Source organism: Exiguobacterium sp. 17-1 (assembly GCF_023096305.1).
Taxonomy (GTDB): domain Bacteria; phylum Bacillota; class Bacilli; order Exiguobacteriales; family Exiguobacteriaceae; genus Exiguobacterium_A; species Exiguobacterium_A sibiricum_A.
The window spans coordinates 31,357-54,626 of record NZ_JALIGJ010000007.1 but is presented as its reverse complement, the minus strand read 5'-3'; the positions used below and the strand labels follow the sequence as shown (position 1 = coordinate 54,626).

Annotated in this window: 24 protein-coding genes, 2 rRNA genes and 2 other annotated features; all 26 genes read left to right on the top strand. The window is 47.7% G+C overall.

Annotation, left to right across the window (positions count from 1 at the left end; genetic code table 11):
• Window positions 1-84 (top strand): 23S ribosomal RNA (locus MUN34_RS15380); the annotation flags it as partial.
• A 48-nt stretch (window positions 85-132) separates the two neighbouring features.
• Window positions 133-248, top strand: a 5S ribosomal RNA gene (gene rrf / locus MUN34_RS15375).
• Window positions 249-386: 138 nt separating this feature from the next.
• A complete protein-coding gene (locus MUN34_RS15370; protein WP_026826895.1) occupies window positions 387-842 on the top strand; it encodes a CtsR family transcriptional regulator in 456 nt (151 codons plus the stop codon).
• A gap of 16 nt (window positions 843-858) precedes the next feature.
• Window positions 859-1,287, top strand: a complete 429-nt coding sequence (locus MUN34_RS15365; protein WP_026826896.1) for a hypothetical protein — start codon at window positions 859-861, stop codon at window positions 1,285-1,287.
• Entirely contained in the window at window positions 1,280-2,353 is a 1,074-nt protein-coding gene (locus MUN34_RS15360) for a protein arginine kinase (protein ID WP_247858224.1), read from the top strand. The genes MUN34_RS15365 and MUN34_RS15360 overlap by 8 nt, the downstream gene beginning before the upstream one ends.
• Window positions 2,353-4,800: an ATP-dependent protease ATP-binding subunit ClpC gene (clpC, locus tag MUN34_RS15355; RefSeq protein WP_026826898.1), complete on the top strand. Its 2,448-nt coding sequence runs from the start codon at window positions 2,353-2,355 to the stop codon at window positions 4,798-4,800. The genes MUN34_RS15360 and clpC overlap by 1 nt, the downstream gene beginning before the upstream one ends.
• Window positions 4,801-4,879: 79 nt before the next feature.
• The gene (gene radA, locus MUN34_RS15350) at window positions 4,880-6,256 is read left to right on the top strand and encodes a DNA repair protein RadA (protein ID WP_026826899.1); all 1,377 of its coding nucleotides are present in this window, start codon (window positions 4,880-4,882) and stop codon (window positions 6,254-6,256) included.
• 131 nt (window positions 6,257-6,387) lie between these two features.
• Window positions 6,388-7,476, top strand: a complete 1,089-nt coding sequence (locus tag MUN34_RS15345) for a PIN/TRAM domain-containing protein (protein WP_247858223.1) — start codon at window positions 6,388-6,390, stop codon at window positions 7,474-7,476.
• 58 nt (window positions 7,477-7,534) lie between these two features.
• Entirely contained in the window at window positions 7,535-8,218 is a 684-nt protein-coding gene (ispD, locus tag MUN34_RS15340; protein ID WP_026826901.1) for a 2-C-methyl-D-erythritol 4-phosphate cytidylyltransferase, read from the top strand.
• Window positions 8,219-8,220: 2 nt separating this feature from the next.
• Complete coding sequence (gene ispF, locus MUN34_RS15335; RefSeq protein ID WP_247858226.1) at window positions 8,221-8,703, top strand: 2-C-methyl-D-erythritol 2,4-cyclodiphosphate synthase; 483 nt, start codon at window positions 8,221-8,223, stop codon at window positions 8,701-8,703.
• A gap of 45 nt (window positions 8,704-8,748) precedes the next feature.
• The gene (gene gltX, locus MUN34_RS15330) at window positions 8,749-10,194 is read left to right on the top strand and encodes a glutamate--tRNA ligase (RefSeq protein WP_026826903.1); all 1,446 of its coding nucleotides are present in this window, start codon (window positions 8,749-8,751) and stop codon (window positions 10,192-10,194) included.
• Window positions 10,195-10,413 (top strand) — a binding site (T-box leader).
• Between the two features lie 45 nt (window positions 10,414-10,458).
• Entirely contained in the window at window positions 10,459-11,142 is a 684-nt protein-coding gene (cysE, locus tag MUN34_RS15325; RefSeq protein ID WP_034769411.1) for a serine O-acetyltransferase, read from the top strand.
• On the top strand, window positions 11,096-12,493 hold the full coding sequence (gene cysS, locus MUN34_RS15320; protein ID WP_247858221.1) for a cysteine--tRNA ligase: 1,398 nt from the start codon (window positions 11,096-11,098) through the stop codon (window positions 12,491-12,493). Before cysE ends, cysS begins: the two co-directional genes overlap by 47 nt.
• The gene (locus tag MUN34_RS15315; protein WP_026826905.1) at window positions 12,490-12,894 is read left to right on the top strand and encodes a Mini-ribonuclease 3; all 405 of its coding nucleotides are present in this window, start codon (window positions 12,490-12,492) and stop codon (window positions 12,892-12,894) included. Before cysS ends, MUN34_RS15315 begins: the two co-directional genes overlap by 4 nt.
• Window positions 12,895-12,985: 91 nt before the next feature.
• A complete protein-coding gene (rlmB, locus tag MUN34_RS15310) occupies window positions 12,986-13,750 on the top strand; it encodes a 23S rRNA (guanosine(2251)-2'-O)-methyltransferase RlmB (protein ID WP_026826906.1) in 765 nt (254 codons plus the stop codon).
• Window positions 13,747-14,277 (top strand): NYN domain-containing protein, encoded by a 531-nt coding sequence (locus MUN34_RS15305; protein WP_026826907.1) that lies wholly within the window; start codon window positions 13,747-13,749, stop codon window positions 14,275-14,277. The genes rlmB and MUN34_RS15305 overlap by 4 nt, the downstream gene beginning before the upstream one ends.
• Window positions 14,278-14,466: 189 nt before the next feature.
• The gene (gene sigH / locus MUN34_RS15300) at window positions 14,467-15,108 is read left to right on the top strand and encodes an RNA polymerase sporulation sigma factor SigH (protein ID WP_026826908.1); all 642 of its coding nucleotides are present in this window, start codon (window positions 14,467-14,469) and stop codon (window positions 15,106-15,108) included.
• A 157-nt stretch (window positions 15,109-15,265) separates the two neighbouring features.
• Complete coding sequence (gene rpmG / locus MUN34_RS15295) at window positions 15,266-15,412, top strand: 50S ribosomal protein L33 (protein ID WP_012368993.1); 147 nt, start codon at window positions 15,266-15,268, stop codon at window positions 15,410-15,412.
• A gap of 44 nt (window positions 15,413-15,456) precedes the next feature.
• Window positions 15,457-15,627 (top strand): preprotein translocase subunit SecE, encoded by a 171-nt coding sequence (gene secE, locus MUN34_RS15290; RefSeq protein WP_014969138.1) that lies wholly within the window; start codon window positions 15,457-15,459, stop codon window positions 15,625-15,627.
• Window positions 15,628-15,646: 19 nt separating this feature from the next.
• Window positions 15,647-16,198, top strand: a complete 552-nt coding sequence (gene nusG, locus MUN34_RS15285) for a transcription termination/antitermination protein NusG (protein WP_026826909.1) — start codon at window positions 15,647-15,649, stop codon at window positions 16,196-16,198.
• A gap of 149 nt (window positions 16,199-16,347) precedes the next feature.
• Complete coding sequence (rplK, locus tag MUN34_RS15280; protein WP_012368996.1) at window positions 16,348-16,773, top strand: 50S ribosomal protein L11; 426 nt, start codon at window positions 16,348-16,350, stop codon at window positions 16,771-16,773.
• Between the two features lie 116 nt (window positions 16,774-16,889).
• Entirely contained in the window at window positions 16,890-17,576 is a 687-nt protein-coding gene (gene rplA / locus MUN34_RS15275; protein ID WP_034769418.1) for a 50S ribosomal protein L1, read from the top strand.
• A gap of 54 nt (window positions 17,577-17,630) precedes the next feature.
• Window positions 17,631-17,785 (top strand) — a sequence feature (ribosomal protein L10 leader region).
• A gap of 50 nt (window positions 17,786-17,835) precedes the next feature.
• Complete coding sequence (gene rplJ / locus MUN34_RS15270) at window positions 17,836-18,342, top strand: 50S ribosomal protein L10 (RefSeq protein ID WP_012368998.1); 507 nt, start codon at window positions 17,836-17,838, stop codon at window positions 18,340-18,342.
• 76 nt (window positions 18,343-18,418) lie between these two features.
• Window positions 18,419-18,784, top strand: coding sequence for a 50S ribosomal protein L7/L12 (gene rplL, locus MUN34_RS15265; RefSeq protein ID WP_012368999.1), 366 nt, complete (start codon window positions 18,419-18,421; stop codon window positions 18,782-18,784).
• An 83-nt stretch (window positions 18,785-18,867) separates the two neighbouring features.
• Window positions 18,868-19,464: a class I SAM-dependent methyltransferase gene (locus MUN34_RS15260; protein WP_247858219.1), complete on the top strand. Its 597-nt coding sequence runs from the start codon at window positions 18,868-18,870 to the stop codon at window positions 19,462-19,464.
• A gap of 230 nt (window positions 19,465-19,694) precedes the next feature.
• Window positions 19,695-23,252 (top strand): DNA-directed RNA polymerase subunit beta, encoded by a 3,558-nt coding sequence (gene rpoB, locus MUN34_RS15255; RefSeq protein WP_026826913.1) that lies wholly within the window; start codon window positions 19,695-19,697, stop codon window positions 23,250-23,252.
• Window positions 23,253-23,270 lie beyond the last annotated feature (18 nt).

The following is a 23,270-nucleotide window of genomic DNA, read 5'->3' as shown; positions in this document are numbered from 1 at the left end:
GAGACGATGAGGTAGATAGGTCACGGGTGGAAGCATGGCGACATGCGGAGCTGAGTGATACTAATCGGTCGAGGCCTTGTTCTAGCAGATGATCTTGTTGATGACTTCAGTTTTGAGGGCGCGAGCCCGTCGTCTGGTGACGATAGCCAAGTGGTCACACCCGTTCCCATGCCGAACACGGAAGTTAAGCACTTGAACGCCGAAAGTAGTTGGGGGCTTCCCCCTGTGAGGATAGGACGTTGCCAGGCAAGTAAGAGACCGATCTGCATCTGCAGGTCGGTCTTTTTGTGTACACAAAATGAAAAGCCTAAATGTTTGCATTTCACTTTTAAGATGATTACTATTAAATCAAACAATAGTCAAAGATGGTCAGAGAGGTGGTGCCCATGCAAAACATCACAGATATCATCGAAGCCTATTTAAAGCAGATTTTACATGATGAGAAAAAAATTGAAATCAAGCGCCAGGAAATTGCAGAACGTTTTGATTGTGTACCCTCACAAATCAATTATGTCATCAACACCCGTTTTACGATTGAAAAAGGTTATTTTGTTGAAAGTAAACGTGGTGGCGGTGGGTATATCCGCATTCAAAAGATTGTCATTTTAGATAGTCATGATCTGTTAGATGAGATCAGCCGGTGGGTTGGAAACGATTTAACAGAACAAGCTGCAGAAGATTACCTGATTCGTTTAGTAAATGAACAGCTTTTGACACGACGAGAAGCGATTTTGATTCAATCGTTGTTGCAGAAGGAAAGTCTACCAATGGCACTTGAGGATCAACGTCGGATGCGGGCTCATTTGATGCAGACCGTCTTGCAAACCATTAAACGACTGTGACACGGGAGGAATGTGTATGCGTTGTCAGCGGTGTGGTGAACGAGAAGCTGTCGTCCGTGTCAAACTCCCACAAGATCAAGAGGGAACTGAACAAGTCCTTTGTTCGGTTTGTGTAAAAGAATTGGCAAAAGCCTATCAAGAAACCGCTTGTCCTTCATGTGGGATGACACGTCACCAACTTTTACATTTACGAAAAGTTGGTTGTGCAACATGCTATTCGTTTTTTAAAGAAGAAGTAGATGGGATGATTCGTCAGTTTCAACACGGTCATACGAAACATTATGGCTCACGTCCTGAAGAAGAGTCGGTCGAGAAACGATTGGCACAACAGTTGAGTCGACTCAAAGAACAATTAAACCGTAAGATCTTATCGGAAGACTATGAAGAAGCAGAACTCATCAAGCAGCAGATTGTGAATGTGGAGGAGGATTTGCGCCATGTTTGAAGAACTATTGACGCAACCTCTTAGTCAAAAGATGGATCAGCAGGCACCTTACGATGATATCGTCGTTTCGACACGGATTCGCTTAGCGCGTAATGTGGCCCATTATCCATTTTCGACAAGAATGACAGAAAATCAGGCAAATGCGTTAATCAACGAAACAGAACGTCAATTATCCGGACTAAAAGGATTTCAATTCGGGCGAGTCGATCAAGTCGATGCCTTAACACGAACTGCTTTAGTGGAAAAACATTTGATCAGTCCTGCTCTTGCGACGCATCCCCGAACCGGACTTTTTATAAGCGAAGATGAGCAAATCAGTGTCATGGTGAATGAAGAAGACCATTTCCGTATTCAAACTCTTCTACCGGGTCTGCAGTTAGAAGAAGCATTTCGGGTGGCAAAGCAAGTCGACCGTTTAATCAGTGAACGTTTCAAGATAGCTTTTGATGATACGCTGGGGTATTTGACGACTTGTCCGAGTAACGTCGGCACAGGTTTACGGGCTTCGGTCATGTTGCATTTACCGGGACTCGTTCTGACAAATCAAATCCAAGGGTATATTAAACACCTGCGGCAGCTAGGTTTTGCGATTCGTGGGCGTTACGGCGAAGGAAGCGATGCTTCAGGCCGAATGTTTCAATTGTCGAATCAACGGACACTTGGAGCCAGTGAAGATATGCTGATTACGGATTATCAATTTGCAGTTGAAGCATTAATTGAAGCAGAACAGGCTGCAAGAAAAGGATTATTGGAGACGTATCAAGAAGAACTAGAAGACCGGCTCTACCGGTCATCCGGAATTTTACGATCGGCCCGATTAATTACGGCACGGGAAGCAACAGAACGCTTATCAGATGTCCGGTTAGCCGATAGCCTAGGTTTGGCAGTCGAACTTTCGCCAAACTTATTCCATCATTTGCTTGTATCGCTACAAACAGGTTTTCTACAAAAGCATTTCGGGAAACAATTAACATCAAGAGAATGGGACATCGAACGAGCGAGCATCATTCGTCAGATGTTAACCGAACAGACAAACAGGGATCACACACAAGGAGGTTTTGCGTAATGATGTTTGGACGATTCACAGAACGTGCTCAACGCGTACTCGCACTTGCACAAGAAGAAGCGGTACGTCTTGGTCACCATAATATCGGGACAGAACATATTTTACTCGGACTTGTACGTGAAGGAGACGGGATTGCTGCGAAAGCCTTGACAGCACTTGGACTCAGTTCAGATAAGATTCAAATGGAAGTTGAAGCTTTAATCGGTCGCGGTCAAGACGGTGCGACAACGATTCACTATACACCACGCGCGAAAAAAGTCATCGAGCTGTCGATGGATGAGGCCCGTAAACTAGGCCATTCGTACGTTGGTACAGAACACCTCCTGCTTGGTTTAATCCGTGAAGGAGAAGGCGTCGCAGCACGTGTCTTAAACAACCTTGGTATCAGCCTTTCTAAAGCCCGTCAGCAAGTGCTCCAATTGCTTGGCAACAGCGAAACGACAGCTAATGCGTCGCAAGCAGGCTCTGGTGTCGCGACACCGACGCTTGACGGTCTCGCACGCGACTTGACACAACAAGCACGGGAGACACGTCTTGATCCAGTCATCGGTCGTGCAAAAGAAATCCAACGTGTCATTGAAGTCTTAAGCCGTCGGACAAAAAACAATCCGGTCTTGATCGGAGAGCCGGGTGTTGGTAAAACAGCCGTCGTCGAAGGTCTTGCCCAACAAATCATCAACAATGAAGTGCCGGAGACGTTACGGAATAAACGCGTCATGGTTCTCGATATGGGAACACTCGTCGCAGGAACAAAATACCGTGGTGAGTTCGAAGACCGTTTGAAAAAAGTCATGGACGAGATTCGTCAGGCTGGAAACATCATTCTCTTCATCGACGAATTGCACACATTAATTGGTGCCGGTGGAGCAGAAGGAGCAATTGATGCCTCGAACATCCTCAAGCCGTCACTCGCACGTGGTGAATTGCAATGTATCGGTGCGACAACACTGGATGAGTACCGGAAATACATCGAAAAAGATGCGGCACTCGAACGTCGTTTCCAACCGATTCAAGTTGCTGAACCAACAACAGATGAAGCGACACAAATCTTGTTTGGTCTTCGTGACCGTTATGAAGCACACCACCGTGTGACGATTACGGATGAAGCGATTCAAGAAGCGGTAACACTTTCGGACCGTTACATCTCAGACCGTTTCCTACCGGATAAAGCAATCGACTTGGTTGATGAAGCCGCTTCAAAAGTTCGTTTACGCTCATATACAGCACCACCGAACTTAAAAGAAGTCGAAGCGAAGCTTGAAGGTATTCGTAAAGACAAAGACGAAGCCGTTCAAAGCCAGGAATTCGAAAAAGCAGCCAGTCTCCGTGATACAGAACAAAAATTGCGTGATGAATTGGAACGCTTAAAAGAAGAATGGCAGAACAAGCAAGGCAACGAAAAATTAGAAGTGACAAAAGACGATATCGCACAAGTCGTCGCCAACTGGACAGGTGTTCCGGTCACGAAGATTGCAGAAGAAGAAACCGACCGCTTATTGCGTCTTGAAGAAATTCTTCATGGACGTGTCATCGGTCAAAATGAAGCCGTTAAATCGATTTCAAAAGCAATCCGTCGTGCACGCGCTGGTTTAAAAGATCCAAAACGTCCAATTGGTTCATTTATTTTCCTCGGACCAACCGGTGTCGGTAAAACGGAACTTGCCCGGGCTGTCGCGGAAGCGATGTTCGGTGACGAAGATGCCATCATCCGAATCGATATGTCCGAGTACATGGAGAAACATGCGACAAGTCGCCTTGTCGGTTCTCCTCCGGGATATGTCGGATATGAAGAAGGCGGTCAGTTAACGGAGAAAGTACGCCGGAAACCATACTCTGTCATCTTGCTTGATGAAATTGAGAAAGCACACCCTGAAGTCTTCAACATTTTGCTTCAAGTGCTAGACGACGGTCGCTTGACGGATTCAAAAGGTCGGACAGTCGACTTCCGAAATACGATCATCGTCATGACGTCAAATGTCGGAGCAAGTGCACTCAAACGCAACAAATACGTTGGCTTTGCAGTCTCGGATGATACGGATCGTGAGTACAAAGATATGAAGGGGAAAGTCATGGATGAGCTGAAAAAAGCCTTCCGTCCTGAATTCTTGAACCGGATTGACGAAACGATCGTCTTCCACTCACTTGAGAAAAAACACATCGAGGAAATCGTCAAATTAATGGCAAAAACACTTGAAAAACGTCTGGCGGAACAACAAGTGCATTTCGAGTTGACGCCGGCCGCGCTCTCGAAAATCGCGGATATCGGATATGATCCGGAATACGGAGCCCGTCCAATCCGTCGTGCTCTTCAACGGGAAGCAGAGGATCGTTTGTCAGAAGCCTTGCTTGCTGGTGATATTCAAAAAGGTGAGCGGGTGGCACTTGATGTCGAAGATGGTGAATTTATCGTCCGCCGTCATCAAGCTGAACCAGCAACGACCGAATAATTGATCAACAGGGTCCAGCTTTCGCAAGTATGAGGCGAAAGCTGGATTTTTTTCTTGATAAAAAGAAAGGATGAATCAATTGGCTAAACTAAAGACGAAGTTTGTTTGCCAAAGTTGTGGAACGGAATCTCCGAAATGGATGGGCCGTTGCTCCGGCTGTGGGGAATGGAACACGATGGTCGAAGAAGTCATAGAAGAGAAAAAGGCACGGCGGGGTTCTGCCTTCGTGCACACGACGACAAAACAATTAAAACCGGAACGGTTATCGAATATCTTGTCACAGGAAGAAAGCCGCGTCTTTACGGGCAGCGGTGAATTTGACCGGGTTCTCGGCGGTGGGATTGTACCGGGCTCGATGGTTCTTGTTGGTGGAGATCCCGGAATCGGGAAGTCGACGATTTTACTTCAGACAAGTGCACGACTCGCCGCGCGTGGAGAGAAAGTCTTGTATATTTCAGGGGAAGAATCGCTTAAACAAACAAAATTACGGGCGGAACGACTCGGCTTACCGACACAGGACCTGTTTGTCTTGAGCGAGACGGACATGAATATGATCGAACGGGTCGTCGATGAAGAAAACCCGGCCTTCCTGATTATCGACTCGATTCAGACCGTCTATATTGATGAGATTCAGTCGGCTCCAGGCAGTGTCACGCAAGTCCGGGAATGTACAGCGATGCTGATGAAAATTGCCAAGAGTCGTGGTATTGCGATCTTCATCGTCGGTCATGTGACCAAACAGGGATCGATTGCCGGACCGCGTCTGCTTGAGCATATGGTCGATGCCGTGCTGTACTTTGAAGGGGAACGCCACCATACGTTCCGGATTTTACGTGCCGTCAAAAACCGCTTTGGTTCGACGAATGAAATCGGCATTTTTGAAATGCGGGAATCAGGTCTTGAAGAAGTCTTGAATCCATCTGAGATTTTCCTGGAAGAACGGACATCCGGTGTGTCCGGTTCGACCATCGTCGCCTCAATGGAAGGAACGCGGACAGTTCTTGTGGAACTACAAGCTTTGATTTCTCCGACATCGTTCGGTAATCCACGCCGTATGGCGACCGGAATCGATCAGAATAAAGTCGCTTTGCTGATGGCTGTTTTAGAAAAACGGTCGGGCTTGTTGCTCCAGACGCAAGATGCGTATCTCAAGGCGGCAGGTGGCGTCAAACTCGATGAACCGGCGATCGATTTAGCAATTTGTGTCGCAGTCGCATCCAGTTTCCGCGATAAGCCGACCCGACCGACAGATGTCGTCATCGGAGAAGTCGGATTGACCGGAGAAGTCAGACGCGTATCACGGATCGAACAACGGGTCGCGGAAGCGGCGAAGCTTGGTTTCACCCGGGCGATCATTCCGAAAAACAATCTGGGTGGCTGGACGTATCCGCCCGGTATCACGGTAATCGGAGTCGAGAGCGTGGATGAAGCATTACGGGAAACGATTCCGTTTTAAGCGGTTTCAACTACGGCAAAAGATGGGGAAGGTGTAACAGACCTGTAAACAGTTTCCCCATCTTAAGGCGTAGGTGATTCAAATAAATACATGTTACAATGAACTTAAAATAATAAAAGGAGGTGGGAAGATTGAAAATCGTCATCAGGATCTTTTTTGCATTACTAGGTCTTGCGCTTGGTATCTTGTTGCTTCCTCAATTATTTCAGTTGATTGAAGCGGCGACGAAGATGGCTTTCCCGGAATGGTTGATGACCACATATGTAACAGGAACGATTGGTGCACTCATATTTTTATTAATTGGATTATTCATTACGGATTCTGTGATTCGACTTCTCCGGTTTTTAGAAGAAAAGTTAGTGAAAGCACCGGTCGCCGATTTATTTTTCGGCACATTCGGCTTATTGGTTGGTCTTGTCATGGCATTTCTTGTCAGCATGCTGATTGAACTAGTCGGTATTCCATTACTCAGTAATGTGTTAACCGTGATTGTCGCAGTTTTGTTCGGTTACCTCGGATTTACGGTCGGTTACCGGAAGCGTCACGAATTGACGAAAGTCTTCTTGCGTAACAGTAACAATCAGACGGAGAAAAAAGCAGCTGAGCCTGTTGTTGTGGCAAAATCGAACAGTAAAGTTCTCGATACGAGTGTCATCATCGACGGCCGGATTACCGATATCGCGAAAACCGGATTTGTGGAAGGTAAACTGATTGTTCCGCAATTCGTCATCGGTGAGTTGCAGTATATTGCGGATTCATCAGATACACTGAAGCGAAACCGCGGACGTCGTGGACTCGATGTGCTGAAGGAATTGCAATCGATTCCCGGGATGGAAGTTGAAATTTATGACGGTGATTTTGAGGATGTTCCGGAAGTTGACATCAAGTTGATTAAACTGGCAGAACTGATCAAAGGAATCGTCGTCACGAACGACTACAACTTAAATAAGGTCTGTGAAGTGCGGAACGTACCGGTCTTGAACATTAACGATTTGGCGAATGCCGTCAAACAGGTGGTGATTCCCGGTGAAGAGATGACGGTTCTTGTCATCAAAGAAGGAAAAGAGCAAAAACAGGGAATTGCGTACCTCGAGGATGGAACGATGGTCGTCGTTGAAGAGGGAAAACATTTGATTTCGAAAACGATTGGTGTTGTCGTGACAAGTGTGCTGCAGACGTCTGCAGGACGAATGATTTTCGCGAAACCCCAGGAAAAATAAACAGCGGACTGCCAAATCTATTTTGGCAGTCTTTACTTATGGGAAAAGAGGGAATTAGATGAAAGAGCACACATATCGGATTGTCATTCCGGCCGCCGGAGCAGGGAAACGGATGGGGGCCGATCGAAACAAGTTGATGCTGACGTTAAGAAACCGTTCCATCATCGAATGGACACTGGATGTCTTTGAGCAGGATCCGGCTTGTCTTGAAATTATTCTTGCGATTAATCCAGCGGAGCAATCGTGGTTCGAACGTATCACGGCACAATACAAGACATCGATCCGTCTCGTCCCGGGCGGGCGGGAACGCCAGGAAAGTGTGCAGCGTGGACTAGAGGCGGTGACAGAACCGGGTATCGTTTTGATTCATGACGGAGCACGACCGTTCGTGACTGTCGAATCGATTCAGCAGGTCGTCGAAGCAGCTGAACAGACCGGAGCTGCGATTTTAGGGGTGCCGATTAAGGATACCGTCAAACGGATTGACGGCGACGTGATTGTCGAGACGGTCCCCCGCGATCAGCTGATGGCAGCCCAAACACCGCAAGCCTTTGATTTAGAGAAGATTCGAAGCATTCATGCCAAAGCGGCGACGGAATTTTTAGGTACGGATGACGCAAGTTTGATAGAATGGGACGGAGGAACGGTGACTTGGGTCACCGGACAATATGAGAACATTAAAGTGACGACACCGGACGATTTATTGTTTGGAGAAGCCATTCTAACGAAACGAGGGAAATGATGATGATTCGAATTGGACAAGGATTTGATGTACATGCCTTTGCAGAGGATCGCAAACTGATTTTAGGTGGAATCGAGATTCCGCATACGAAAGGGTTACTCGGTCATTCGGATGCTGACGTCCTGTTACATACGATTGCTGACGCGGCTCTTGGTGCGATCGCAGCGGGCGATATCGGGAAACACTTCCCCGATACGGACCCGGAATTTAAAGACGCCGACTCAGCAAAATTGTTGCAACACGTTTATGCACTCGTCAAAGTACAAGGTTATGAACTGGGCAATTTAGACGCGACCGTCATTGCACAAGCTCCAAAGTTACGTCCATACATCGATACGATGCGGGCACGGATCGCGGAACTTCTTGACGCGGATATCGAACAGATCAACGTCAAGGCGACGACGACGGAATGGCTCGGCTTTACGGGACGTGAAGAAGGAATCGCATGTCAGGCTGTGATTTTGCTGAAACGAATCGAAGAATAAGGTATACTAGGTAAGCGAATTTTAGACTAAAGGAGTGGATCGGTAATGGCAGAAGTACGTGTACGTTATGCACCAAGTCCAACGGGACACCTTCATATTGGAAACGCACGAACAGCATTGTTTAACTACCTGTTTGCACGACACGCAGGCGGCAAGATGATTTTACGGATTGAGGATACGGATCAGAAACGAAACATCGATGGTGGTGTGGAAAGTCAGATGAAGTATCTAGAATGGCTCGGCATCGACTGGGATGAAGGTCCGGGTCGCGGTGGCGACTATGGTCCTTACTTCCAAATGGAGCGACTCGATCTGTACAAAAAATACACAGACGAGTTACTTGAAAAAGGACTGGCTTACCGCTGTTATATGACATCGGAAGAGCTCGAAGCAGAACGGGAAGCGCAAATCGCCCGTGGGGAAGCACCACGTTATTCAGGTGCACACCGCAACCTGACGCAAGAACAAGAAGAGGCGTTCGTTGCAGAAGGCCGGACACCGTCGATTCGGATCCGTGTTCCGGAAAGCGTCACCTACACATGGAACGATATCGTCAAAGAAGACGTCTCGTTCGAATCAAAAGACTTCGGCGATTGGGTCATCGTTAAAAAAGACGGGATTCCGACGTACAACTTTGCTGTCGTCGTTGATGATCACTTGATGGAAATCAGCCACGTCCTGCGTGGAGACGACCATATCTCGAACACACCGAAGCAGATGATGATTTATGATGCGTTCGGTTGGGACTATCCGACATTCGGTCACATGACATTGATTGTCAACGAAGAACACAAAAAACTCTCGAAACGTGATCAGTCGATCATCCAATACATCGAGCAGTATAAAGATCTCGGTTACTTGCCGGAAGCGTTACTTAACTTCGTGACGTTACTTGGGTGGTCGCCGGTCGGTGAACAGGAAATCTTCACAAAAGAAGAGTTCATCGAAATTTTCGATGCGTCCCGTCTTTCAAAAAGTCCAGCTGTCTTTGACCAACAAAAACTGGCTTGGATTAACGGTCAATACATGAAACACCAATCGTTCGAAGAAGTATTCGAAGCAAGCCTGCCATTCCTGCAAGACGCGGGACGTGTGTCAAGCGAACCGACGGAAGAAGAACTTGTCTGGGCACAAAACCTGGTCGGATTATACCGGGAACAGATGACACATGGCGCAGAAATCGTCGAGCTTTCAGAGATGTTCTTTGAGGATGAACTGGTGTATGATGAAGAGGCAAACACTGTCTTGGCAGGAGAAACCGTTCCTGCAGTCTTGAGTGAATTCGCGAACCAGTTGCGGACACTTGAAGAATGGACACCGGAAGCCATTAAAGGGGCAATCAAAGCAACCCAAAAAGCAACCGGACAAAAAGGGAAAAATCTGTTCATGCCAATCCGTGTCGCAACGACCGGACAAACACACGGACCAGAGCTTCCGAACACGATTCAATTATTAGGAAAAGACCGCGTACTTGCGCGTCTAGACGCATAAAATAAAGCGTAGATGAGGAAAGTAGGAACGATGTCCGTTGTACAGAGACAAGCTTGAGTGGTGAGAAAGCTTGAACGGACGCGCTTTCGAAATGCCCCTCTGAGTGCTACCCGAAATCAGTGAGAGTAGGCGTAGACGTATCTCCGGCGTTAACGGACCGGAGAGGGATGATTCAGTTCATCCAAACAGAGTGGGACCGCGCTGATTGGCGTCTCTGTGCAGCGATGCACGGGGGCGCTTTTTCTTATGGAGAGGAGAACGAACATGACACGGATGCGTGAAGATATCCGCAATGTATTTAAACAGGATCCGGCAGCCCGGAGTACGATGGAAGTCGTCTTGACCTATCCGGGATTACATGCCGTCTGGATGCACCGGTTGGCTCATCGTATGTGGAAGATGAATTTGCATCTTGCCGCACGGCTGTTGTCGCAATTCAGCCGGTTCCTGACGGGAATTGAGATTCATCCCGGTGCGACAATCGGCCGGCGTCTCTTCATCGACCATGGTATGGGAGTCGTCATTGGGGAAACGGCGATTATCGGCGACGATGTCACCCTGTTCCAAGGTGTGACACTGGGGGGAACAGGGAAAGAAACGGGCAAACGGCATCCGACACTCGGAAATGGTGTCCTCGTATCAGCCGGAGCACGCGTACTCGGTGATATCACGATTGGTGATTCATCGAAGATTGGCGCAAGCTCCGTTGTTCTAAAAAATGTACCGTCAAATGCGACAGTTGTCGGAATTCCCGGACGTGTCGTGATACAAGACGGAATAAAAGTCGATGCACCGCTTGATCATCAATTACCCGATCCGGTTCGTGAATGCCAGGAACGGGTTGAACTGGAACTTGAACAATTAAAACGTGAGATTGAACGAATAAAAGGAGGACACCGCCATGATACAACTTTACAACAGCATGACCGGAAAAAAGGAACCGTTTAAACCGCTCGAAGAAGGAAAGGTCAAGATGTATGTTTGTGGACCAACCGTCTATAACTACATCCATATCGGGAATGCCCGTCCGGCCATCGTCTTTGATACGGTCCGCCGCTACTTTACGTACCGGGGCTATGACGTTAAATATGTCTCGAACTTCACGGATGTCGACGATAAAATCATCCGGACAGCGAATGAGCTCGGAGAAGATTACCATGCACTGACGAAACGATTCATCGAAGCCTATCACGCGGATACAGGTGCGTTGAATGTCCAAAAAGCGGATATTCATCCGCTCGTCACGGAAACGATGGACGATATCATCGCTTTCATCGAAGTGCTCGTCGAAAAAGGGAATGCCTATGCGTCAAGCGGAGATGTCTACTTCCGGACACGCAGCTTTAAAGATTACGGTCAGCTAAGTCAACAGTCGATTGATGAACTCCGCTCGGGTGCGCGGATCGAAGTCGGCGAGAAAAAAGAAGATCCGCTCGATTTCGTCCTATGGAAAGCAGCGAAACCGGGTGAACCGGCATGGACGAGTCCATGGGGAGAAGGCCGTCCCGGCTGGCACATCGAGTGCTCAGCGATGGCGAAAAAGTATCTCGGGGATACGATTGATATTCATGCGGGCGGACAAGACCTTAAATTCCCGCACCATGAAAATGAGATTGCCCAATCGGAAGCTTGCAACTCACAGAAGTTTGCGAACTACTGGATGCATAACGGGTTCCTTAACATCGAAAATGAAAAGATGTCAAAATCACTGGGCAACTTCTTAACGGTCCACGAAGCGATTCAAGCCGTCGATCCGATGGTCTTACGTTTCTTCATGCTGTCGGTCCAGTACCGTCATCCGATCAACTACAGCCGTGACCTGATTGATCAGGCAGCAAACGGGTTGGCACGAATCCGTGAATCGGTCGCAAACGTCGAACATCGTTTGACGATGACGGCTAATCTTGGAACAGCAACTGACAAATGGTTGAACCGGATCGAAGAAATCAAACAGCACTTCATCACATCGATGGATGATGATTTCAATACGGCGAACGCTGTGACCGATTTGTTTGATCTGTCGAAGGAAGCGAACCTCTACCTTGGAGAAGACCAGGTCGCAACAGAAGTGCTGGAACGATTCTTGGCAGTGTTCCATGAACTGTCGACGGTCCTCGGTGTCACGTTGACGATTGAAAAAGGGTTGCTCGATGAAGAAGTCGAACAGCTGATTCGCGATCGTGACACAGCACGAAAAGAACGGGACTTCGCCCGGGCAGACGCGATCCGTGATCAACTGCGTGACCAAGGCATCCTGCTTGAGGATACAGCGCAAGGGATGCGGTGGAAGCGCGGATGAAGAACTACAAACAATTAAATGCACTGGCACTCGCTTATATGGGCGATGTCGTCTACGAAATGCACGTCCGGGAACGGTTGCTTGAAAAGGGATATGTCAAACCGGGTGAGTTGCATCAAGCGGCCATCCGGTATGTCCGCGCTCAGGCGCAAGCCTTCGTCGTGACACACTGGTTAAATGAAAATACGTTAACAGAAGAAGAACAAGCCGTCGTCCGGCGCGGGAAGAACGCGAAATCCGGTTCTGTCCCGAAAAGTACGGATGTTCATACGTACCGTTATGCAACGGCGTTTGAAGCATTGCTCGGATATATCTATCTTGCAGAAGGAGGGGATCGTCTTGAAGAACTCATCGGACAAGCGTTCGAATTACTCGAAGCCGAAGCAACGGACGGAAAATAAACCGTTCCAACCGGCGCGTAAACCAAAAGATAAGTCACATGGCGAAAAAACGAGACAGAAGAAAGTTGAAGCAAAACAAGAAGAGACCATCGTGATCGAGCCGCTTGAGGAAGGACAGGATTTCTTATACGGACGGAATCCCGTTCTCGAAGCCTTACGGACAGGGCGTGAGATGAACAAGCTCTTTATCCAGGAAGGGCAGCAGAAAGGACCGCTTGCCGTCATTCATGCGATGGCAAAAGAAGCAGGTGTCCAGACGCAAATCGTTCCGCGCTCGAAATTACACGGTCTGACGGGAAGTGACAATCACCAGGGTGTCGTGGCTGCCGTCGCGGCATACGAGTATGCGGAACTCGACGATATTTTTGCACTGGCAGAAAAGAAAGACGAGACACCGTTGATGATTTTACTCGATGAACTTGAAGACCCGCATAATCTCGGATCGATTCTCCGGACGGCGGACGCCGTCGGTGCCCACGGGATCATCATTCCGAAACGCCGATCTGTCGGATTGACACAGGTCGTCGCGAAAGCTTCGACCGGTGCAATCGAACATATCCCGGTCGTTCGTGTGACGAATCTGACACGGACGATGGAAGACTTAAAGAAAAAAGGGATCTGGTTCGTTGGAACGGATGCCCGCGAGAGCGACGACTACCGGACGCTCGACGGAACGATGCCGCTTGGAATCGTCATCGGTAGCGAAGGAAAAGGTATGAGCCGGCTCGTCCGCGAAAAATGTGATTTCCTTGTCCATCTCCCGATGGCAGGACATGTCACGTCACTCAACGCATCAGTTGCCGCCTCGTTGTTGTTATATGAGGTCTACCGGACAAGAAAGCCGTATTCGCGATGAAATACGACCGTCTGATCGTTGATGGCTACAATATCATTGGCGCATGGCCGGAGTTCCGGACATTGCGGGAGCAGGATTTTGAATTAGCACGGGAACGATTGGTCGATGCGATGGCCGAGTACCAAGCCGTGACAGGAATCAGTGTGACGATTGTCTTTGATGCCTATCTCCAACCGGGAAGAGAATCCCGGATTAAGAAAAGCGGCATCGAAGTCATTTATACACGGGAAAACGAAACGGCGGATGAATGGATTGAGAAAACAGCGGCGGACTGGTTACAGGATATCCGGGTCAAGCTGACGGTTGCGACAAACGATTTCACCGAACAGTGGGTCATCTTTACACTCGGTGCCCTCCGCGTCTCGGCGCAGGAATTACGCCGGGACTGGAAAGCGGCAGTCGCCGTCATCCGCGGTCAGACGATTACGTCGAAGACCAGTAAAAAACCACGTTCGACAATCGATCTGCCGACTGACGTCATTGAACGCCTCGAAGAAATCCGGCGTCGTAAAAATTCAGATTCATGAAAAAAGGAAAAGCGGATTCACGATTCAATCGTGGAATCCGCTTTTTTTTGACCTTCAGGTGTCGACTCGTCACAAGACCAACAGCGTAAAAAAAGAGGTCATGCCAATTTTCATTGTCGCAGGACAGGAAATTATTGTATAATTAGAAACAATCGATTAGTTTGTTAGAGAAGCTTGGAGGGATGACGGATGAGTTTGGTTTCGTTCGACCAGTTTGAGTGCATGACCGATGAGGCGCTTGTGGAACAAGCGAAGGTGTTTGACAACAGTGATGCGCTCGAATTTCTGATCGAGCGGTATCGCAACTTCGTGCGCGCAAAAGCACGGTCTTACTTCTTAATCGGAGCGGACCGGGAAGATATCATCCAGGAAGGGATGATCGGTCTGTATAAGGCAGTCCGGGATTACCGGACGGATAAGCTGGCTTCCTTCAAAGGATTTGCTGAGCTCTGTATTACCCGACAAATGATTACGGCGATCAAAACTGCGACACGTCAAAAACATATTCCGCTTAATTCATACATTTCGCTCGATAAACCGATTTACGATGATGAATCGGAACGGACGTTACTCGATATCATCACATCGACTGCTCCGTCAGATCCACAAATCTTGATCGTCAACCGGGAAGAGTATGCGGATATTGAAAATAAGATGGATGAAATCCTCAGTGATCTGGAACGAAAGGTGCTGGCACTATATCTCGACGGAAGAACCTATCAGGAAATTTCGGATGATCTCGATCGTCATGTCAAGTCAATCGACAATGCCCTTCAACGTGTGAAGAAAAAGCTGGAACGGTATCTCGAAGCACGAAAACTGACCGTCTGATTGAGAGGTGGATTGACCCCGGTATCCGGGTGTGCTACTGTATAAATAGCGCCTTACTAGCGAGACGCCGCTCATAGGCGTTTTTTTTTACGCTCTTTTTTGGAGAGAGGATTCTCTTCTTGAAGAGAAGGAGTGGCAAAGAAGGAGGTCGTTTGAGATGGCGAAGAAAGTAGGCCTTGCTTGTGATATTTGCGGTGCCCGCGACTACACGACGATGAAAAAAGAGGATGTCAGCATCCGCTTGGAACTGAAGAAGTTCTGTCGCCGCTGTAACGCGCATACGATTCATAAAGAAGCGAAATAAGGCTTCATCTATCCCCATTTACTACATCCTGGAGGGAAAGTACGATGAAATTTTTGCGTGACGTATGGAATGAACTGAAAAAGACGAGCTGGCCGAAACGAAAAGAACTGACGAAGTATACACTGACTGTAATCGGTATGGTCATTTTTATGGGTGTCTTCATCTTCGGTATCGATTCAGGGCTCAGCGCATTCATGAGTTGGTTGATTAAGTAAAAAGAAGAGGTGACGTACCATGGATAAGCAGTGGTTTGTTGTCCAAACGTACTCTGGATTCGAAAATAACGTCAAGGCAAATCTTGAACGTCGGATTGAATCCATGAACATGGACGAGAAAATCTTCCGTGTACTCGTTCCAATCGAAACGGTACAGGAAGAAGTAACAAACAAAAAAGGTGAAACGAAAATCAAAGAACGTGAAATCAAGATCTTCCCGGGGTATGTCCTCGTGGAAATGGTCATGACGGATGATTCTTGGTATGTCGTCCGTAACACACCGAACGTCACGGGATTCCTCGGTTCGGTCGGCGGCGGTTCGAAACCGACACCACTTCTTCCTGAAGAAGCAGAAAACATCCTTGGATCAATGGGACTTGTCGACATGAAGAGTCGTTATGACTTTACAATGGGACAAATCGTACGGATCAAAGAAGGTGTCTTTGCGAACCTGGAAGGTACGATCGAAGAACTTGAAACAGAAACAGAAAAAATGAAGGTTTCTGTCGATATGTTCGGTCGTGAAACGAAAGTAGAGCTTGATTTCTCACAAGTTGAGAAAATAGATTAAGTTTCCTATTGCGAAACTTTTATTTTAATGGTACAATTTTTCCTGTTTGATGTTGTGCTTATTTCGGTAAATTACTCGTCGAATAGAATGAGTGGGAGGACGCGCAACGTCCAATTAAACCACATTAAAGAATTAAGGAGGTGTGTCTCGTGGCGAAGAAGGTTATGAAACTAGTTAAACTTCAAATTCCTGCGGGCAAAGCAAACCCAGCTCCACCAGTTGGACCGGCACTCGGTCAAGCAGGTGTGAACATCATGGGCTTCTGTAAAGAGTTCAACGCTCGTACACAAGACCAAGCCGGCTTGATTATTCCTGTAGTCATCACGGTTTTTGAAGATCGTTCATTTACGTTTATTACTAAAACTCCACCAGCAGCAGTTCTCTTGAAGAAAGCAGCTGGAATCGAGAGCGGTTCAGGCGAGCCTAACCGTAAGAAAGTAGCGACTGTCAAACGTGACAAAGTTCGCGAAATCGCTGAAACGAAAATGCCAGACCTCAACGCAGCATCTGTTGAAACAGCGATGTTGATGGTTGAAGGTACTGCACGTTCTATGGGTATCGTAATCGAAGACTGAGTCTTTTGATTGCAATGAACAACGATGAGGGTCGCAGGCGGATAGTTACTTGAAGCCTTGCTACCCTTTCATTATGTGGGAGGATTTTCCGCACAACCACAAAGGAGGAACCTAAAATGGGTAAGAAGTATAAAGAAGCTGCTAAACTTATCGATCGTACGGTTTCATACGAACTCGCTGAAGCGGTAGACTTGACTAAAAAGTCTGCAACTGCGAAATTCGATGAAACAATCGAACTTGCTGTTCGTCTCGGAGTCGATCCGAAGAAAGCAGATCAACAAATCCGTGGAGCAGTCGTATTGCCACACGGTACTGGTAAAACACAAAAAGTTCTCGTCTTTGCTAAAGGTGAGAAATTAAAAGAAGCGGAAGCTGCTGGAGCAGACTTCGCTGGTGATTCTGAGTACATCACTAAAATCCAACAAGGATGGTTCGACTTCGATGTTATCGTTGCGACACCTGACATGATGGGTGAAGTTGGTAAACTCGGCCGTGTTCTCGGACCTAAAGGCCTCATGCCTAACCCGAAAACAGGAACAGTTACATTTGACGTCACGAAAGCAATCAACGATATCAAAGCTGGTAAAGTTGAGTACCGTGTCGACAAATCTGGTAACATCCACGTTCCAGTCGGTAAAAAATCATTTGATGACGCTAAATTGGTTGAGAACATCAACACAGTCATCGAAACTCTCGTTAAAGTTAAGCCTGCTACTGCTAAAGGTATCTACCTTAAGAACATCGCGATCGCTTCAACAATGGGTCCTGGTGTAAAAGTATCTTCAGCTGACTTTGCGAAATAATTTCGTCTAAAACGAACTTGACAACGTTCTAAGAACGCTGTTACAGTATAAAACGTTGATATATTCGACATACCGTAGACAGAAGGTGCTCATTGATTGAGCATAAACCCTTCCGAGGTGTTCTTGCTCAGAGAGCCTGTTTGTTCAGGTATCCTTTTTGACGATTACGCCTCCTCTGCCTTGCAGACGGAGGCTTTTTATTTGAAATCGAGCAGCCCCTCGCGCCGGTACATTCCATTTACCAGGAGGTGCAACAGAAATGGCAAACGAAAAAGTTATCGCTGTCAAAGCGGATCTCGTATCTGAGATCGCTGAGAAAATGCAAGCGAGCGCTGGAACAATCGTCGTCGACTACCGTGGTCTCACAGTAGACGAAGTAACAGAACTTCGTAAACAACTCCGCGAAGCGGGTGTTGAATTCAAAGTTTACAAAAACGGTCTCCTCCGCCGTGCTGCAGTTCAAAGCAATCTTGAGGGTCTTGACGAAGTCTTTACAGGTCCTACTGCGATCGCCTTCAGCAATGAAGACGTTATCGCTCCAGCTAAGATCTTAAACAACTTCTCGAAAGACCACAAAGCTCTTGAGCTTAAAGGTGGTATCATCGAAGGCAAAGTCACTTCAGTAGAAGATGTCAAAGCCCTTGCGGAACTTCCATCACGCGAAGGTCTCCTTTCGATGCTTCTCAGCGTGCTTCAAGCGCCAATCCGTGGTCTTGCGGTGGCAACGAACGCAATTGCAGAGCAAAAAGAAGAACAATCTGCTTAATGTCCGCTTAGCGGGATAGGCAAACACACAATTTTTCACACCCCAACGCGGGTTAAATCAAAGGAGGAAAACCATAATGGCTTTCAACAAAGAGCAATTTATCGAAGACCTCAAGGGCATGACTGTTCTTGAACTTAACGAACTCGTAAAAACAATCGAAGAAGAATTCGGCGTATCAGCAGCAGCTCCAGTAGCAGCAGCAGGTGCAGGCGCAGCAGCAGCTGAAGAGCAAACTGAATTCGACGTAATCCTTACTAGCGCAGGTTCTGGTAAAATCAACGTCATCAAAGCAGTTCGCGAATTGACAGGCCTCGGTCTTAAAGAAGCGAAAGCACTCGTTGACGGAACTCCAGCTCCAGTTAAAGAAGGCGTTTCGAAAGAAGACGCTGACGCAATCAAAGCTAAGCTTGAAGAAGCTGGCGCAAGCGTAGAAGTTAAGTAATTTTCTTCTTCACGTAAAACAAAAGAAGCTCGCTTTGCGGGCTTCTTTTGTTTTCAACTTTAATATAGAGAGGGGAAGGAAACATGGCAGATCATTATTACACAAATGATCCCTCCTCGAAACGGGATCCAAAGTCGTGGGAATTCGTCTTACGTGGTGAAACGTTCCGCTTCACTTCGGATCATGGAGTGTTTTCAAAAGGCGGCGTTGATTTCGGTTCGCGTTTACTAATTGAAGCCTTCGTGGAGCCGGATGTACCAGGGGCAATCTTGGATGTCGGGTGCGGATATGGTCCGATGGGCATTTCGCTTGCGAAAACGACCGAACGGGAAGCAGTTTTAGTAGATGTAAACGAGCGGGCGCTTGAGCTTGCGGCTGACAATGCACGTGCGAATGGTGTTTCCGTGACGACCGGTGTAAGTGACGGATATGCTGGCGTGGTTGGACAGACGTTTGCAGCGATCGTGACGAATCCACCGATTCGGGCGGGAAAGACGGTCGTTCACCGGATTTTACGGGAAGCGTATGACCATTTGGAAGTTGGCGGTGCCTTATGGGTCGTCATTCAAAAGAAACAAGGTGGCCCATCAGCGAAGAAGTTGATGGAAGAAGTATTTGGTTCATGTGAGACGGTTACCCGCGATAAAGGGTATTCGATATTTAAATCAATTCGGTCTTGACAAATCGAGTGATTTGTCGTTGACCTTGTCTAATGTCTATGATAGTATTATAAAATGCCATTGGAGTGATTTTTGGATAAGCAGTTTGAAGCAGCTGGCGTTCTCGACTACAGATGATTGAGTAGACAAGACGTCGCTTTTTTGCGCTTATCGGTCAAAAAATGGCTTCAATGTTCGATATTACACCCGTCCTTCTCAAGAAGAAGAACTGGGTCTGAGAGGTGAATCAGTTGACTGGTCAACTTGTTCAGTACGGTCGTCACCGTCAGAGAAGAAGCTATGCACGTATCAGCGAAGTTTTAGAACTTCCAAACCTAATTGAGATTCAAACGAATTCATACGAATGGTTCCTACGGGAAGGTCTTCGTGAGATGTTTCATGATATCTCGCCGATTTCCGACTTTACGGGAAATCTCGTATTAGAATTCATCGACTACTCGCTCGGAGAGCCGAAGTATTCGATTGATGAATCAAAAGAACGCGATGTGACCTATTCGGCACCACTACGCGTAAAAGTCCGTCTTCAAAACAAAGAGACGGGTGAATTGAAGGAACAAGAAGTCTTTATGGGTGACTTCCCGCTTATGACGGAGTCGGGAACATTCATTATTAATGGTGCGGAACGAGTTATCGTTTCTCAGCTTGTTCGTTCGCCAAGTGTGTATTACAACAATAAGTTAGATAAAAACGGTAAACGTGGATTTTCGGCAACGGTCATCCCGAACCGTGGAGCATGGCTCGAACTTGAGACAGATGCGAAAGATATCGTATACGTCCGAATCGACCGCACGCGTAAGATTCCAGTAACGGTTCTTTTACGTGCTCTTGGTTTCGGTACGGATCAGGAAATCATCGATCTCCTTGGAGATGATGAGTACCTCCGTAACTCCCTTGAAAAAGATAATACAGAAACAACGGAAAAAGCCCTCATCGAGATTTATGAGCGTCTACGTCCGGGAGAGCCACCGACTGTCGAAAATGCGAAAGCACTTCTCGTGTCACGGTTCTTTGACCCGAAACGTTATGATTTGGCAAACGTTGGTCGTTATAAAATCAATAAGAAGCTTCATCTGAAGAATCGTCTGTTCGGGCAGAAACTCGCGGAAACGCTTGTGGATCCGGAAACAGGAGAAGTAATCGCAGAAGAAGGAACGGTTCTTGACCGTCGTATGCTCGACAAAGTCTTGCCATTCCTTGAAGGATCTGTCGGTTACATCGAAGCGACGCCAACTGGCGGCGTAACGCAAGGCGAAGCCTTCAACTTACAATCGATCAAGGTGTTCGCACCGGACGATGCTGAAGGTGAACGCATCATCAATATCATCGGTAACGGTAACATCGATCGTGACATCAAGCACATCACGCCTGCTGACATGATTGCTGCCATCAACTATTTCTTCAACTTGTTGCATGAAGTAGGAACGACAGACGATATCGACCACCTCGGTAACCGTCGTCTCCGTTCAGTCGGTGAATTGCTCCAAAACCAGTTCCGGATCGGGCTTTCTCGTATGGAACGTGTCGTCAAGGAGCGGATGTCGATTCAAGACCAGAATGCGATCACGCCACAGGCATTGATCAACATTCGTCCTGTTATCGCATCGATTAAAGAGTTCTTCGGTAGCTCGCAGTTATCACAGTTCATGGACCAAACGAACCCGCTTGCTGAGTTGACGCACAAACGTCGTCTATCTGCACTTGGACCCGGTGGTCTCACACGTGAGCGCGCTGGCTTTGAAGTCCGAGATGTTCACTATTCGCATTATTCCCGTATGTGTCCGATTGAAACGCCTGAGGGTCCGAACATCGGGCTGATCAACTCACTGTCTTCGTTCGCGAAAGTCAATGAGTATGGTTTCATCGAAGCACCATACCGTCGTGTCGATCCGGAAACGGGTGTCGTCACGAATGAAATTCACTACATGACGGCCGACGAAGAGGATCTCTACGTCGTCGCACAGGCAAACATGTTGTTGACGGAAGAGAAGACGTTCCAAGATACACACGTCTTGTCACGTTTCCGTGGACAAAACTTATCTGTCGAACCACCTCGTGTCGATTACATGGACGTTTCACCGAAACAGGTTGTTTCGGCAGCGACGGCATGTATCCCGTTCTTAGAGAACGATGACTCGAACCGTGCCCTCATGGGAGCGAACATGCAACGTCAGGCCGTACCTCTTCTTGACCCGGAATCACCGATTGTCGGTACTGGGATGGAGTACGTGTCTGCGAAAGACTCAGGTGCTGCTGTTGTTGCAAAACATTCAGGTATCGCTGAGCGTGTAACGGCACGTGAAATCCTTGTCCGTCGTACGACGGAAGTCGATGGCAACATCGTTCAAGGTGAGCTTGACCGTTACAAGATCCAAAAATTCATTCGTTCTAACCAAGGAACGTGCTATAACCAAAAACCAATCATCAAAGTAGGAGATCCTGTCGATAAAGGCGAGATTCTTGCAGATGGTCCATCGATGGACGGTGGGGAACTTGCGCTTGGTCGTAACGTACTCGTCGGTTTCATGACATGGGATGGTTACAACTACGAGGATGCTGTCATCATGAGCGAACGTCTCGTGAAAGACGACGTCTACACATCGATTCACATTGAAGAATATGAGTGTGAATCACGTGATACAAAACTCGGACCGGAAGAGATCACTCGTGACATTCCAAACGTCGGCGACGACGCCCTGAAAAACCTCGACGACCGCGGAATCATCCGTGTCGGTGCTGAAGTTAAAGACGGGGATATCTTAGTCGGTAAAGTTACACCTAAGGGCGTAACGGAATTGACAGCTGAAGAACGTCTGCTTCATGCAATCTTCGGTGAAAAAGCACGTGAAGTTCGTGATACGTCACTTCGTGTTCCACACGGCGGCGACGGAATCATCCTTGACGTGAAAATCTTCGATCGTGATAACGGCGACGAACTGTCACCTGGTGTCAACCAGTTGATCCGTGCGTACATCGTTCAGAAGCGTAAGATTCACGAAGGAGATAAAATGGCGGGACGTCACGGTAACAAAGGTGTTATCTCACGTATCCTGCCAGAAGAAGACATGCCGTACATGCCAGACGGCACACCAATCGACATCATGTTGAATCCACTTGGTGTACCATCACGGATGAACATCGGGCAGTTGCTCGAGCTTCACCTTGGTATGGCTGCACGCCAACTCGGAATCAAAGTTGCATCGCCGGTATTCGATGGTGCACGTGAGGAAGATGTTTGGGCAACGATTGAAGAGGCCGGTATGGACCGCGACGCTAAGACGATCCTGTATGATGGACGTTCTGGTGAAGCCTTCGATAACCGCATCTCGGTTGGTGTCATGTATATGATCAAACTCGCCCACATGGTCGATGATAAACTTCACGCACGTTCGACGGGTCCTTACTCGCTCGTTACGCAGCAGCCGCTCGGTGGTAAAGCCCAGTTCGGTGGACAGCGTTTCGGTGAGATGGAAGTATGGGCACTTGAAGCATATGGTGCCGCTTATACGCTCCAAGAGATCCTGACAATCAAGTCCGATGATACAATCGGTCGTGTTAAAGCATATGAAGCGATCGTTAAAGGCGAAAATGTACCACAACCGGGCGTGCCGGAATCGTTCCGAGTCCTCATTAAAGAGCTTCAATCCCTGGGTATGGATGTTAAGATGATGTCTGCCGAAGATGAAGAGATCGAAATGAAAGACGACGACGACGACAACATCCCGAACGCGACTCCAGCACTCGAAGAAGTTCAAGCGCCTGTCGCACCAGTTGTTACTGAAGAGGAATAAGCGAAAGGGAGGTCCACC